The organism is Actinoplanes lobatus (genome assembly GCF_014205215.1).
Lineage (GTDB): Bacteria > Actinomycetota > Actinomycetes > Mycobacteriales > Micromonosporaceae > Actinoplanes > Actinoplanes lobatus.
The window spans coordinates 5,943,130-5,956,970 of record NZ_JACHNC010000001.1 but is presented as its reverse complement, the minus strand read 5'-3'; the positions used below and the strand labels follow the sequence as shown (position 1 = coordinate 5,956,970).

The following is a 13,841-nucleotide window of genomic DNA, read 5'->3' as shown; positions in this document are numbered from 1 at the left end:
CACCATGCCTGACATGTCCCCTGCGTTTGTGTCCGGTGTGGAACTGTCCCGCCGCTTCTACCAGTCGATACGCCCACTGCTGCCGAACGTCGCCCACACCGCCGCCCTGATCGGGCCCGGCTCGGAGGTCCTCGGCTTCGACACCGAGCGCTCCACCGACCACGACTGGGGGCCACGCCTGCAACTGTTCCTGAGCGCGGCGGACCTGGCCGCGCACGGTGACGCCATCCGTGCCCGGCTGGACGCGGACCTGCCGGACAGGGTCGCCGGGCACGCCACCACCGTGCTGCCGGGCCGTGGTGTGGTGGTCGCCGAACTGGGCGCCTGGCTGACCGGGCGGCTCGGGTTCGACCCGCGGGACGGGATCACCGACCGGGACTGGCTGGCCACCCCGGCGCAGGCGCTGGCCGAGGTCACCGCGGGTGTGGTGCACCACGACGGCCTCGACCGTCTGCACCGGGTCCGCGAGTCGCTGGCCTGGTATCCCGACGACGTGTGGCGCTACGTGCTGGCCTGCCAGTGGCAGCGGATCAGCCAGGAGGAGTCCTTCGTCGGCCGCTGCGGTGAGGTCGGCGACGAGCTGGGTTCGGCGGTGGTGGCGGCCCGGCTGGCCCGTGACCTGATGCGCCTGGTCCTGCTGATGAATCGCCGGTATCCGCCGTACAGCAAGTGGCTGGGCACCGCGTTCGCCCGGCTGCCCGGGGTGGACGGGCTGCGGACGGCGCTCACCGCGGGCCTGACCGCCGCCAACTGGCACGCCCGCGAGCATCACCTGGTCGTCGCGTACGAGACGGTCGCCCGCATGCACAACGATCTCGGGCTGACCGACCCGGTCGACCCGAAGGTGCGGTTCTTCTTCGACCGCCCGTTCCGGGTGATCGGCGGCGGCCGGTTCGCGCAGGCGCTGGCCGGGGACGCGGTCCGGCCGCTGATCGGGGCGGTCGACCAGTTCGCCGACAACACCGATCTGCTCGGTCACGCGGAGCGGGCGCGGGCCGTGGGCACGGTCATTTGACGGCTCCCGAGGTGATGCCGGAGATGATGCGGCGCTGGGCGACGGCGAAGACGCCGATCAGCGGAAGGCTCATCAGGATCACGTACGCGAAGATCAGGTGCCAGTTGTTGAGGTAGAGCCCGGCGCTGGCCACCTGGAACAGGTTCAGCGGCAGGGTGTCGATCCGGCCGCCGATGACGAAGAAGGCGTAGAAGACGTCGTTCCACACGTACAGGCAGATCAGGATGGTGGCGGTGGCGAGAACCGGGCGCAGCAGTGGCAGCACGACACGACGGAAAACCGCGAACGGTCCGGCGCCGTCGATGCGCGCGGCCTCCTCGAGGGATTCCGGGATGGTACGCACGAAGCCCGTCACGAAGAAGATGACCGTGGACAGGTAGATCCCGACGTACACGCCGATCATCCCGACCGCGGTGCCGGCGAGGCCGAGCTGGCGCAGCAGCAGGACCACCGTGACGACCGCCGGAGGCAGGATGATGCCGCTGATGCCGAGGGCGTAGAGCACCGCGGTGAGCCGGGATCCGCGGCGGGCCAGCACCCATGCCGCCATCGAGCCGAGCAGCAGCACGATCGCCACGGTCGGCGCGACGATCAGCAGGCTGCCGAGCAGGGCGGCCGGGATGTCCGCGTCGGTCCACACCTGCCGCAGGTTGTCGAGCAGGTGCCATTCGCTCGGCGGGGTGAGGTCCGGATCGACCGCCTCGCCCTGGCTCTTGCCGGCGGTGGCGATCACCAGCCAGAGCGGCACCCCGATCACCACGGCGACCAGGAGCAGCGCGAACACGGGTTGCAGACGGCGGCTCACAGCACCTCCTCGCGTTTGCGCAGCACGTAGATGACCGGGAACGCCATGAGCGCGACCAGCAGGAACAGCACCAGGCTCATGGTGGTGGCCTGCGCGAACAGCCCTTGGCCGAAGGTCCGGTAGATGAAGATGTTGAGGATCTCGGTCGTGCGGGCGGGCCCGCCGCCGGTGGTGGCCTGCACGATGTCGAAGCCGTTCATCGAGCCGAGCAGTGCGGTGGCGACGTTGAACGTGATCGCCGGCGCGAGCAGCGGCACCCGGATCCGCCAGAACGTCCGCCATCGTGACGCGCCGTCGATGTGGGCAGCCTCGGTCACGTCGAGTGGAATCGACTTGAGACCGGCAAGGTAGATCAACATTGACAGTCCCATCCACTTCCATGCGTGGATCAATGCGACGACCACGATCGTCCATGTGGTGTCGGCGAGCAGTCCGGACGACTTGAGCAGCGCCTGGAAGATGTAGCCGACGGCGAGCGCGGACATCAGCACCGGGACGAGGAAGAACGTGCGCGCGATCCGGTTGACCGCCGTGTCCCGTTCCAGCAGCACGGCCAGACCGAACCCGAAGACGTTCTGGAAGATCGCGACGAGTACGGCGTACACGACCGTGATCCGCAACGACCGGAACAGCGTGCCGTCGGATGCGAGCTGGGTGAAGTTCTCCACCCCGACCGGGTTGATCTCCGCCTTGAACCCGGACCAGTCGGTGAACGCGTAGACGAAGTTGAACACCGTCGGCAGGAAGAAGAAGACCAGGAGCAGCCCGTACGCCGGAAGAAGGAACCACAGTGGATGTGTACGGCGCCGGATGGTGCCCGGGCGTGCCGACGGCAGCGCCCGGGCCGGAGCGAGTGTTTCGACTGCCGTGGTCACTTGAGATAACCGGCGGCCTTGGCGAGCTGTACGAACTGGTCCTGGGTGGCGGTGGCCACCTGGTCGGGCGTCATGGTGCCGGCGATCATGTCGGCCAGATTGATGTAGAGGTCCGGGTTCGCGACGGCCAGGGCCTGCATGGAGCCGACCGACGTGGGCAGTGAGGCGTGCACGTCCTGGAGCGCCTTCGGCACGCCGGCCGGGCTGGCCACCGCGGTCTGCAACGACACGGTGTTGCGGTCGGTGACGAAGTCGCTGTAGCCGGGGCCCATCCAGTAGGCAAGAAGCTGGCGGGCCGCCGATTCCCGCTTGGCGTCACCGGTCTTGAAGGCGACCAGCGCGTTCGACTGGTCCGGGATGAAGGTGCCGACGTTCCCGGACGGCGAGATCGGGAAGAAGCCGATCTTCCGGTCCAGCGTGGCGGTGTCCGCTTTGGCCTGCAACTGCCCGAAGAACGAGTTCACCTGCACGACCATGGCCGCCTTGCCGTCCAGCAGCGCCGTACCCTGGTCCTCGAATTTGGCGGTCTTGATGTCGCTGTTGAACAACCCTTCCTTGATCAGCGCGTCGTAGCGCTTGATGGTGTCGACCACCGCCGGCGAGGTGAACTTGTCCTGACCGGTGTTGATCCGGTCCCACAGCCCGGCCTTCGCGGCGTCGGCGAGTTGCACCTGCACCCACCACTGGGTGGCCCACCGGTCCGCGCCCATCTCGTAGAACGGTGTGACGCCCTTGGCCTTCAGGTCGCGGGCCAGCTTGATCATCTCGTCGAAGCTCTTCGGCGTCGCGGTGATCCCGTTCGCCGCGAAGACCTCCTTGTTGTAGTAGACGCCCTCGACGGCCGGGCTGGTCACCAGCGCGGCGTAGCGGGTTCCGTCGAGCAGGCCGGTGATGTCGCGCAGCGCCGGGTCCATCGACGGCAGCCACGGCGCCTCGCCGAGCGGCTGGAGGTTGGTCTTGGCGTTGATCGCGGTCAGCATCGAGGCGGTGGGCTGCCAGAACGCCAGATCCGGTTTGTCGCCGGTGGCCACCTTGGTCTGCACGCTCTGCTCGTACGGGTCCGGGACGGTGACGATCTCGACGGTGGCGCCGGTGGCCTGCTGGAAACCCTCGACCACCTTCTTCGGGACAGTGTTGCTGTTCTGCGCGGCCCAGATGGTGAGCTTCACACCGTCCAGCTCGGCGGTCGGATCGGCCCAGGTGGCGACGGTGTCACCGCTGGTCGTGGAGGCGGACGGGTCGGTGCAGGCGGCAAGCCCCATGGTGAGGGCGGCGCCGATGGTTATCCAGCGTTTCATCGGTGATCCTTCGTTATCGGGAGGGGCGGATCCGCAGGATCCGCGCGGCATACGGGTCGGTGTCGGCGGTGGTCACGGTGAGCGAGCCGGTGGCGCTTTCCCAGCGGTACGCCCACGCGCGCAGCCGCCGCGGATAGAGCACCTCGACCGTCACCGGCTGCCCGCGCAGGTGCCGGAGGTCGAGCGTCAGGTCGGTTCCGGCGCCGGCTCGCCGCCAGATCCCCAGGTAGGTGGTGTCGTGGTGGTGCAGCCCGAGGCTGAGCCACGGGTCGTCCCAGCCGGGCAGCCCGAGCGGCCACACCGGCACGGTCCCGGCGAGATCGGCCCGGATGCCCCGGAAGGCCGCCACGCCCTCGCGCACCAGCGCCCGCTGCCCGTCGCTCATGGCGTCGAGCCGCCCGGACAGGTAGAGCCGCCCGAGCATGCCGGTGCACATCGTGTAGGCGATCTGTTCGTCGCTCATCTCCGGCTGCGGGTAGGCCCAGTTGGCGGCCTGCTCCGGCAGGATCGACAGCGGCGCGGCGACGGCGATCGGCGGATACCGGCGGAAGTCCTGCTGATCGCTGGTGGACTGCACCTGCATCCGGCTGAGCATCGCGTAGTCGGCCCGCATCCCGCCGGACGCGCAGTTCTCCAGGATCAGGCCGGGGTGCCGGTCCAGGATCCCGTCGAGCCACCGCAGGTGGGCACGGTTGTGGTCGAGCAGCCCGGCTCCGGCGGCGGGCGCGTCCCAGTCGGTTCCGGCGCCCGGGTCGATGTTGTAGTCGAGTTTGAAGTAGCCCACCCCGAACTGCTCGACCAGCCGGTCCACCACCTCGTCCAGGTGCGCGACCGTGGCCGGATGCCGCAGGTCGAGGTGGTACCGGCCATGCTCGACCAGCCGGGTCCCGCCGCGCTGGAGGAACGCCTCGGCAGGCAGTTTGTCGGCCATCGGGCTGCGCACGCCGATGACCTCCGGTTCCAGCCACAGCCCGGGCACCATGCCGTGTGACCGGATCCGGTCGACCACCTCGATCAGGCCGCCGGGGAAGCGGCCGGCCGACGGCTGCCACTCCCCCACGCTGTCCCACCAGGTGGTGTCGTTGTCGTACCAGCCGGCGTCGACGCAGAACACCTCGGCGCCGGCCGCGGCCGCCGCATCGATGAGCGGCAGCAGCTTCGCCGTGGTCGGGTCGCCCATCAGCGTGTTCATGTAGTCGTTGAACACCACCGGCAGCGCGGCCCGGTCGGGGTGCGGCCGCAGCAGCCCGCGCCGGTGGGTGGTGAGCGCCGCGACCGCCCCGTGCAGGCCGTCGCCGACCGCGATCGACGCCGGGACGGTGGTGAACGACTCGCCCGGCGCGAGCGGCCGCTGCCACTGGTGATCGATGTCGGTCGGGCCGGTCAGCGCCAGATAGCCGCCGTCGAGCCGCTCGCCGGTCTCCCACCGCCACGGCCCGTTGTGCTCGACCTGCCAGGCGACCGCCGTCCCGGTGACCCGGTCGACCAGGACGCCGGTGGGCTGGCGTGCTCCGGTCGACCAGGTTCCGGTGCTGGTCACGGCGTACCGGCCGCGCCCGTCCTGACCGTGGATCCGCAGGTTGAGGTCGGGCGCGTGCTCACGCAGCGGCCGCCGGGTCCAGCGGCCCTCGCCGAGCCATTCGCCGTCCCCGCTGACCAGATCCAGGTTGTCGACGGGTCCCAGCCCGATCGCGCACGTGGTGACGCCGAGCAGCAGGACCGGTTCCGGCCCCTCGTTGGTGATCGTGGTCCGGACCTGGGTTCCGCCCGTCAGCACCACCTCGGCGGCCAGCCCGCTCTCGCCGTCCCGCAGCCGGATCCGCAGCTGGTCGCTGCCGGAAGCCGAGCTGCCGGAAGCCGAGCTGCCGGAAAGCGAGCTACCGGAAGCCGAGCTACCGGAAAGCGAACTGCCGGCGAACCGGAACCGGCGGCCGATCGTCGTCTCGGAGAACCGCGCCGAGACGTGCCCGCGCCCGCTCCCGGCGGTCAGCACCTCGACCAGCGGCTGTGCCGCCCCACCGTCGAGACGCATGGTCACCGGTCCGTCCGCGGGGGTGTCGATGACGAACCGTCCCCAGGCCAAGCTCACGAAGACTCCCTACTCAGCCGAGAACGGCGGCGATCTGGATGCGGTCGATGTTCGGCGCGTAGCCGGTGGAGGCGTTGCTGAACGTGATGGTGTTGGCCCCGGCGGCCAGATCCACGTCGACCACCCTGGTCCGGTACGTGTTCCAGGCGAGCGTGTTGCGGAAGACGACCTTCTTCGCCGCGCCGCCGTTGACGCTGATGTCGGCGTACCGGTCGACGATGTTGTTGTTGTAGGCGTGGTCGCCGACCACCTCGGCGTTGGCGTAGCTCACCACCAGCCGGTAGCGGCCCGCCGACGGCACGGTCACACCGTTGAAGCGCAGCGTGTTGGCGGCGCCGGCGCCCAGCCAGCCGACGTACCGGCCGCCCGAGGCGGCGCTGTCGGACACCACGGCGGCGGTCCCGCTGAGCGTGTTGGCCGCGCTTTCGCTCTCGTACGCGTTGACGGTTCCGCTGGTGGCCGCGAAGTCCAGATAGTCAACATTGACGGCGTCACGGTCGTCAGTGGCGTAGGCGTTGTACTCGATCCGGTTGATGCCGGCCGGCAGGTACACCTTGGTGGTGACGGTGCGCCACGTGTTCCAGTCGGCGGTGGCGGGAAGTGCCACGTCGGTCAGGTTCGAGCCGTTCACCCGCAGCCGGATCGACCGGTCGGCCGGGGCGCCGGTGTAGGGCCCGGCACTGTAGCGCAGGCTGAGGTTGTAGTAGCCGTCGGCGGGCGCCGTCACCACGAACTTGGTGCCGGCGGTGCTGCTCGCCCCGTACCCCTCGGTGAAGTAGGTCCCGGAGTAGCCGGTGTTGGTGCCGTAGGTGATCCGCGCGCTGCCGCCGAGGGCGGCGTATTCCGCCTCGTAGCGGCTGGTCACGGCCGCGGTCAGGTCCTTGTTGGGGGTCAGGATGACCTGGTACGCGGAAGCGCCCTTCAGCCCGGTGAGCGGAACCGTGAGCTGCCCGCCGCTGGTGGTGAAGTCTCCTTCGCTGACCACATAGGGCCCGGCCGACGGGTTCAGGCCGGAGTTGTCGACGCCCCAGACGGTCGCGTGCACGGTCGTACCCAGGTAGCTGGGCACCCCTCGGACCTGCACGTTCGTGTCATAGGTGCCGGAGGCCGGGTTGTTGCCGCCGAGGATGATCCGGGCCTGCTTCTTGCCCGAGTCCACCGCCGCGAGCCCTTGGAGGGAGCCGCCCGGCGAGGGCGGGGTGACCGCCACGGTGTTGCCGGTCAGCTCGCCGTACCACTTGTGCAGCCACCAGCCGCCGGTCGCCTGGTTGTTGCGGGTGACCAGGTCGTTCAGCCCGCCGGCCGTGGTCCAGTAGGCGAGGCAGCCGTCCACCTTGCTGTTCTCGAACTTGGCGACGAACTGCACGAGGTTCCCCGGCACACCGAGGTCGCCGGAGATCCGGCCGTACTCGTTGATGGTGATCGGCCGTGCGCTGATGCCGAGGCTCGTCTCGATCGCCCGGTAGTCGGCGTAGTGCAGGTGCCAGCTGGTGAAGAAGTCGTCGCCGAGTTCGTGCCAGGCCATCACGTCGGGCAGCACGCCGTTGTCGCGGGCGTAGGTGAGGAAGGTCCGCAGGTCGGCGGAACGGTAGGAGGCGAAGTTGGGCCCGGCGATGCGGGCGCCCGGGTCGATGGAGCGGATCCGCTGGAAGACGGTCTTCCAGTCGGTGAGCAGGCCGTTGAGGTTCCCGCCGTACCAGATGGCGTCGGGCTCGTTGAACGGCACGTACACGTAGGAGCTGCGGTACGGGTCGGCGACCACCTTGCGGGTCATCGTGTCGACCTTGGCGAGATAGTCGGCGATGCCCAGGTTCTCGTACGGCCACTGCTGGTAGATGTCCTGCATGTAGATCTGGATGTCGCGGCCGCCGGCGCGCTTGAACATCGGCGCGATCTTGAGTGCGTCGCCGTTCGGGTGCTGGAGCCCGTCCGGCGCCTTCTGGGCGGCGACCTGTGGTTTGAGGGCGGCGAGCATGGTCTCGTCGGGGATGCCCTCGTCGCCGAGGCCGTAGAGGAAGCCGGTCGCGCCGTAGCGCAGCGCGCCGGTGCCGGTGGCCAGATCGACCACGAAGGTGGACGGGGCGGCGTGTGCCGCGGGTGCGGTGAGCAGGGCCGCGGTCGTGGTGGCGACGACCGCGGTGGTCAGGGTCTTGCCGATTCTTCGTCTCATGGGGGTTCCACTCCGAATTCGACAGCAATCCATGTGACCGGTCACACGATGGAGGACTGCGGCTAGTGTGACCGGTCACACAGCACGACCGGAAGACGCTGTTACGGTTTCGTTACCGGCTTTACGGGGCCGCCGTCGACTCGCGGATCACCAGGTGCGGCACCTCCGGCTCGGTGACCGGCGCATCCACCAGCCGGTTCACGCAGGCCCGGCCCAGACCGAGGAAGTCCATCCGTACGGTGGTGAGCGCCGGTGTCCAGAACGCCGCCCCCGGCACGTCGTCGAACCCCACGATGCTCACGTCGCCGGGAACGTCGCGCCCCGCCTCGTACAGCGCCCGGCGCACCGCCAGCGCCGTGTCGTCGTTGCCGCACAGGATCGCCGTGACCGCCGGATCCGCGACCAGTTCCCGCACCGCCCGGTAGGCCGACGCCACATCCCATCCGGCCGCCACCACCGGCGGGATCTCGGCACCCACCCCGGACAGCGCCTCCCGCCACCCGCTCTGCCGCGCGCTGGCCCGCGCCTCGGACGGGATCGCCACATGGTGGACGGTCCGGTGCCCCAGCCCCAGCAGATGCCGGGTGGCCTCGGCCGCCGCCTGCCGCTCGTCCAGGAACAGCATCGGCCGCGACACGTCCGGCAGCCCGCCCGCCTCGGTCGCCGCCACCACCGGCACCCCGGGCGGCAACGCGCGCACCACGGCGGCGCCGGCCGGATCGAACGCCACCACCACGACACTGCCGGAGCTCGGATCGCTGAGGTGGTCGACGGCCTGACGCACGTCCGCGGCCGCCTCCGACTCGACGACCCGCACCCCGACCGCCAGGCCGAGCTGCCGGCCGGCCTCCTCCACCCCTTGGAGCACGGCGGCGTACCCGTAGAGGGTCGTGTTCGCGGTGATCACGGTGACCGCGTTCGCCCGGCCCGACCCCAGCGTCTGCGCCGCCCGGTTGGGGCGGTAACGCAGCCGGTCCATGGCGTCCAGAACCAGGCGGCGGGTCTCCGGCCGCACCCGGGGCGAGTTGTTCAGCACCCGCGACACCGTCTGGTAGGAGACCCCCGCCGCGGCCGCCACGTCCCGGATCTGCGGCCGGTCGCCGGTCCCGCCCTCACTGTTGTCCACGCAGATACTTGTATCGCGCCGGGCGCGCCCACCGGTGCCCGCCCCGCACTGTCCCGTCGGACGAAGGCATCCGGCCACCACCGGTAGGGTCGGCCAGTGACCATCCAGCTGTGTGTGTTCCTGTGGGCGCGCCCCGGCGCCGTCGAAGCCCTGACCGCGTACGAGGACAAGGTCCTGGCCCTGCTTTCCCAGCATGACGGCCGACTGGTCGAGCGCGCCCGCACCGCCGACGGCGCCGCCCCGGACGCCCCGGCCGAGGTGCAGCTGATCGAATTCCGCTCGCAAGCCGGCTACGACGGATTTCTTGCCGACCCCCGCCGGACCGCCATGAGCGCCGAACGGGACGCGGCGATCGCCCGCACCGACCTGTTCCCGGTCACGCTCACCTGATATCGGCAAGGCCGCTACCGGCTTCGTGCCAAGCGCCGCCGGGAACCACCCCGGCACGGTCACGCCCCGCATAGGCTGCCGCGAAACGCCCGTTCCACCAGGGAGGACATGTGGCGGCCCAGAGTTCGGCGGCCGGGCGCCGGTGGTTCATAGCGGTCCTGCTGGTCATGGTCACGCTCGCGGTGGTCGCCGGCCAGATCCTGAACCGGATGGCACGAATCGGCGCCGGCCAGAGCCTCAGTGGCGGGATCCCGGTGTCGAGCACACCGTCCGCCGAGTCCGTACCCCCCTCCACGCCGATCTCGCCGGAGGCCGCGGCCACCTCTCCCAGCCCGATCAGGACCCTCAAACTGACCGAACCGACCGCGCGGACCCCGTCCGGTCCGGCCATCGACTATTTCCGGGTGGCGTCGGAGCCGACCTGCCCGTCCGGAACCGATCAGGCCCGGCAGGACGGCCGGCCGGTGGTCCTGGAGTGGAAGGTCACCGGCGCGCCGACGACCACACTGGCCGTCGACGGCCCGGGCATCTACGGCACCTACGAGGCCGCGGGCTCGGAGAAGCTGAACTTCCCGTGCGAGGGCGCGGCGGGCGACGACCAGGCGCACACCTACACCCTGGTCGCGACCAGCGAGAACGGCACCACGTCGAAGAAGCTGACGGTCCAGGCGAAGATCAACGAGATCGCCGCCACCTGAGGACACACGTCCGCGAGCGTCACCGTCCCCACGGTGACGCTCGCGGCCTCCGGCGCGACCTCACCCTCGTTCGGCGCCCCGGCCCGGTTGCCCACCTCGCGCCAGAAAACCCCGGAGAGGGTACGGCCGAAGCGCCCCCGATCCTCCCGTTCCGAAGCCGGCCACGTCGGTGGCCGTTTCGCCGCGTGATCAGCGGATGCCGGGGAACGGCGGGTACAGGTATCCGGGCGCCCAGTACGGCGGGTAACCGTAGTGGCCGTAGATCTTCTCGTAGTAGTCGCGCTGGTCGATGAGGTCCGGGTCGTACTGTGGGGCGCCCGCGATCCGGTCCTTGGCCGAGTCGATGAGCACCTCGTCGTCGGTGACCCGGCGGACGGCGTCGACCGGGATGAACGACGAGACGGCGCCGATCCCGAGGATGCCCCCGTGCGTCACGCGCAGGAACCGCACATGGTTCTCGACGGTGTCCACCAGCAGGTCCGCGACGGTGCCGACCTTCTCACCGTTGCTGTCGATCACGGTGCGGCCCCGCACGTCCTGCTCCGGGTCGGCGATCATCTGGTCGGTTTCGCTCAGCGGTGTCAGGGTGCCGATCGGTTCTTCCATCACCGCCACCTCCTCTCCGCCGTGCATACCCAACCGCGCGGATGTTCATGTGGCCGCGCGATTCCAGCCACGCCTCCGGCCCACATCCAAGTCTCCACCGAGCACGGGGCGTGTCCCACCCAGTCCCGCCACCTGGCCCGAGCTGGACGAACAGCCCGCTCGCCCCAGGCACACGGACGACGCGCACCACCCACCCACGCCGGCCGCGCGGCACGGCCCGGAGTGGCAGCGGGCTCGCGTGCCACCCGCTCACGCCCGGCGGGCGCGGCACGGTCTGGAGTGGCGGCGGCTCGCGGGGACTCACGGGTTCGGCCGCTGTCGCCCGGGACCGCTGGGCCGTACCGATGACGGGTTTTCTCTTCAGTCGGCCTCGGCGGCGCCGACAAGGCGGGAAGGCCGGGGAGGTGGACATTGGGCATGCAGCACGACAGGGGTTGGCGTCGCACGGCCGGTGGCCGGATGCCGGATTCCGCCTCGCGGTGGATTCGCGGTGCTGTGGCGGCGGTCTACCTGTTGCTCTCGGTGACGAACTTTCTCACGCTGGACGGCTCGGCACGCACCGTGATGACGGTGCTCTACGGGGCGACGGCCGTGCTGCTGTGCCTGGCCGCCATGCCGGTGGTGGCGTCTCGCGCGTGGCGGCTGCTGGCTCGCGGGCGTGGCGAGTGGCTGGCGTTCCTGCCGGTGGCCGACAGCGTGGTGCAGGTGGCGGTGACCGGGCGGCTGCACTACACGACCTCGCTGATGCTGACGCTGCTCGGGCTCGGCGCGGCGGTCACGTCCCGGCGGCTCGCCGCGGTGGCGAGCCTGGCGGGCCTGACCGGCTGGGTCGCGACGGTGGTCGCGCTGCCCGAGTTGCGTGGCACCGACCTGGGGCATTACAGCTTGCAGCTGACCTTCGCGGTGATTCTCGGCGGGCTGCTGCACGAGGCGCTGCGCCGGCGTCAGCGGCAGCTGCGATCGGTGCACGAGCGCGCGGTGACGGTCGCGGACGGGTTCGAGCGGCTCTTCCACGCGTCGCCGTCCGGCGTGGCGATCGCGGATGACGATGGACAGGTGATCGCCGCGAATCCGGCCTTCTGCGAGCTGGTGGGTCAGCCCGTGGACGAGGTCGTGGGCGGGAGCATGCGGCGCTACCTGCTCGAAGACGGCACCGACGAGGGACAGCGCGAGATCACCCGGCCGGACGGCAGCGTGCGGTGGGCCTATCTGACGATCGGGCGCAGCAACGTCGGCACGGAGGTCAAGGACGTCCGGCGGCGGCAGTCGTGGACGCTGGTTCAGCTCCAGGACATCACTGAGCGTCATCTGGCTGAGGAAGCGGTGCGTGACTCCCACCGGCTGGTGGCGGCGGTGGGCGCGGCGGCCCGGCGGATTCGTACCGGGGAGGACGCGCGGACCACGATCATCGCGGCGATCCGGGATCTGGCGTACGCCGACAACGTGACGCTGCTGGAGCCGGCCGACTGCGGATCCGTGCTGGTGGCGACCGGGGCGGACGGTGCAGACGTGATCGGTACGCGGGTGCCGCTGGACGGCTCGTCGATGATCGCCCGGGTCTACCACAGCGGGGAGCCGATCTTCCTGGCCGATCCGGCCAAGGATCCGCGGGTCTCGACGGCGTTGCTCAGCATGGTCGACGGCAAGTCGATGCTGTGGCAGCCGGTGGTGGTGAACGGCATCATCATGGCGGTGCTCGTGGTCGGCTGGACGCGACGGGTCGAGTCGGTCAGCGACAACCGGTTCCTGGCGGTCGGGCTGCTGGCCGACGAGACGGCGCTGGCCCTGGACCATGATCGGCTGTTGCGCCGGCTGGAGCGGATGGCGTTCACGGACACGCTGACCGGGGTGCCGAACCGCCGGGCCTGGCAGGAGAACATGATCCGGCTCTGCGGCGAGGCGCGGGCCACGGGTGCGCCGCTGACGGTGGCGATCGCCGATCTCGATCATTTCAAGCGATACAACGACACGTACGGGCACGCCGCCGGCGACGACCTGTTGCAGCGGGCTGCGGCCGCGTTCGGCGGCCAGTTGCGCGAGGACGACTTCCTGGCGCGCTGGGGTGGCGAAGAGTTCGTGATCGCGCTGTCGGGCGCCAGCGCGGCCGAGGCGGTGGCCGTGCTGGAGAGGTTGCGGACGGCGATGCCGGACGGGCAGACGTGCAGCATCGGCTGCGCCACCTGGAACAGCACCGAGTCGGTCGAGCAGTTGTTGCAGCGCGCCGACGACGCCCTCTACGTGGCGAAGAATGACGGGCGCAACCGGATCCGGACATCCGAGGTGGCGCTCACCGCGTGATGTCGCGAAGCCGGTGGTGTGCGACACCGGCCGCGGCCAGTTGTCTGGCCACCGATTCCGGTGGGTGGTCGAGGTAGACGGCGACGTGCTGGACATCGCCGAGGTGGCAGGCGGCCGCCAGGGCACCGAGGCTGATCGCGTCGATCTCCCGAACTCCGGCCAGGTCCAGGATCAGGCAGGACGGCCGGGTGTGCCGGATGGCGTGGATGAGGGCGTGGCGTAGATCAGCCGCATGTTCGGCGTTGAGCACGCCACGGAGCTGGATGACAAGGGTTCCGTCGGGGCCGGTGTTGACGGCGACCGTGGTAGCGGTCATCGCGTTTGCCTTCCGTTACCCGGCGTTCGCCGGGGCTCAAGGTTAGAACCTTCGACGGGCCTGGTCGAGGTATGACCGGGAATTTCACCTGGTGACGGGAACATCGTCCGGAGGGCGTGGGCCGGGTGGCCGGCACGCCGATTGAATCATTCAAA

Annotated in this window: 12 protein-coding genes; 4 read left to right on the top strand and 8 right to left on the bottom strand. The window is 70.1% G+C overall.

The features are described 5' to 3' along the window. Positions 1-13: 13 nt before the first annotated feature. Positions 14-1,015 carry a DUF4037 domain-containing protein gene (locus BJ964_RS27250; protein WP_188123331.1) on the top strand — a complete coding sequence of 334 codons (1,002 nt, stop codon included), beginning with the start codon at positions 14-16 and terminating at the stop codon, positions 1,013-1,015. Here the strand turns inward: BJ964_RS27250 and BJ964_RS27245 are convergent. The 6 genes from BJ964_RS27245 to BJ964_RS27220 all read right to left on the bottom strand — a co-directional run bounded on the left by BJ964_RS27245 (position 1,008) and on the right by BJ964_RS27220 (position 9,378). Then, the gene (locus BJ964_RS27245) at positions 1,008-1,820 is read right to left on the bottom strand and encodes a carbohydrate ABC transporter permease (RefSeq protein WP_188123330.1); all 813 of its coding nucleotides are present in this window, start codon (positions 1,818-1,820) and stop codon (positions 1,008-1,010) included. The genes BJ964_RS27250 and BJ964_RS27245 overlap by 8 nt on opposite strands. Continuing rightward, positions 1,817-2,695, bottom strand: a complete 879-nt coding sequence (locus BJ964_RS27240; protein ID WP_203832830.1) for a carbohydrate ABC transporter permease — start codon at positions 2,693-2,695, stop codon at positions 1,817-1,819. Before BJ964_RS27240 ends, BJ964_RS27245 begins: the two co-directional genes overlap by 4 nt. Beyond that, entirely contained in the window at positions 2,692-3,993 is a 1,302-nt protein-coding gene (locus tag BJ964_RS27235) for an ABC transporter substrate-binding protein (RefSeq protein ID WP_188123329.1), read from the bottom strand. The genes BJ964_RS27240 and BJ964_RS27235 overlap by 4 nt, the downstream gene beginning before the upstream one ends. A gap of 13 nt (positions 3,994-4,006) precedes the next feature. Next, positions 4,007-6,082: an alpha-galactosidase gene (locus tag BJ964_RS27230; RefSeq protein WP_229806755.1), complete on the bottom strand. Its 2,076-nt coding sequence runs from the start codon at positions 6,080-6,082 to the stop codon at positions 4,007-4,009. A 13-nt stretch (positions 6,083-6,095) separates the two neighbouring features. Then, positions 6,096-8,252, bottom strand: coding sequence for a carbohydrate-binding protein (locus tag BJ964_RS27225; protein ID WP_188123328.1), 2,157 nt, complete (start codon positions 8,250-8,252; stop codon positions 6,096-6,098). Positions 8,253-8,373: 121 nt separating this feature from the next. Further along, positions 8,374-9,378, bottom strand: coding sequence for a LacI family DNA-binding transcriptional regulator (locus BJ964_RS27220; protein ID WP_229806754.1), 1,005 nt, complete (start codon positions 9,376-9,378; stop codon positions 8,374-8,376). Positions 9,379-9,474: 96 nt separating this feature from the next. On the opposite strand from BJ964_RS27220, the gene BJ964_RS27215 reads away from it, so the two are divergent. After that, positions 9,475-9,768 carry a hypothetical protein gene (locus BJ964_RS27215; RefSeq protein ID WP_188123326.1) on the top strand — a complete coding sequence of 98 codons (294 nt, stop codon included), beginning with the start codon at positions 9,475-9,477 and terminating at the stop codon, positions 9,766-9,768. A gap of 110 nt (positions 9,769-9,878) precedes the next feature. Next, positions 9,879-10,466, top strand: coding sequence for a hypothetical protein (locus BJ964_RS27210; RefSeq protein ID WP_188123325.1), 588 nt, complete (start codon positions 9,879-9,881; stop codon positions 10,464-10,466). A gap of 189 nt (positions 10,467-10,655) precedes the next feature. Here BJ964_RS27210 and BJ964_RS27205 read toward each other — a convergent pair whose 3' ends face one another. Further along, entirely contained in the window at positions 10,656-11,072 is a 417-nt protein-coding gene (locus BJ964_RS27205) for a PRC-barrel domain-containing protein (protein ID WP_188123324.1), read from the bottom strand. Between the two features lie 522 nt (positions 11,073-11,594). Between BJ964_RS27205 and BJ964_RS27200 the strand changes: the two genes are divergently transcribed. After that, complete coding sequence (locus BJ964_RS27200) at positions 11,595-13,370, top strand: sensor domain-containing diguanylate cyclase (RefSeq protein WP_229806753.1); 1,776 nt, start codon at positions 11,595-11,597, stop codon at positions 13,368-13,370. On the opposite strand, the gene BJ964_RS27195 is transcribed toward BJ964_RS27200, so the two are convergent. Then, the gene (locus tag BJ964_RS27195; RefSeq protein WP_188123322.1) at positions 13,360-13,686 is read right to left on the bottom strand and encodes an STAS domain-containing protein; all 327 of its coding nucleotides are present in this window, start codon (positions 13,684-13,686) and stop codon (positions 13,360-13,362) included. The two genes, BJ964_RS27200 and BJ964_RS27195, sit on opposite strands and share 11 nt — an antisense overlap. Positions 13,687-13,841 lie beyond the last annotated feature (155 nt).